General features: G+C 33.1%; 1 pseudogene. It reads left to right on the forward strand.

Annotated elements, in window-relative coordinates:
* Positions 1-164: 164 nt before the first annotated feature.
* Positions 165-442: pseudogene (locus tag ACX5KA_RS19600) on the forward strand (formyltransferase family protein); the annotation flags it as partial.

The raw sequence follows: 442 nt of genomic DNA on the forward strand, positions 1-442 counted from the left end.
CAAATAAATGCGCACTTTTGACAATCAAAGTAATTTTAATTTTTAAAAACCGAATATTAACCAAAGATAGAGGTAATCATGAAAGCACTTGTTAAATCATTTGCAATNTTTAGTGTACTGCTAAGCAGCATGGCATTCGCTACTCTCAGAAGGTGCAAACATATATGAAGATAGTTTATTTTGGAAGTGACTTATTCTCGAATTGTTTGTCACTTCTAATCAAAATTAGATTGAACATTGAGCTCGTTTTCATAAACGATGTTCAGGAAAATGCGAGCTTTATCAAACGAATTTGTCGTACACACAATATTGTTTATTCCACCGAACGCCCAAGTGTCGTGACTCTTAAAGAATATTTAAATGACGAGCAGACAGTCTTTGTTGTAGCAGATTACGGATACAAACTACCCATAAACGAAATAAAATATGCGATTAATATCCA

The organism is Alteromonas alvinellae (assembly GCF_902705805.1).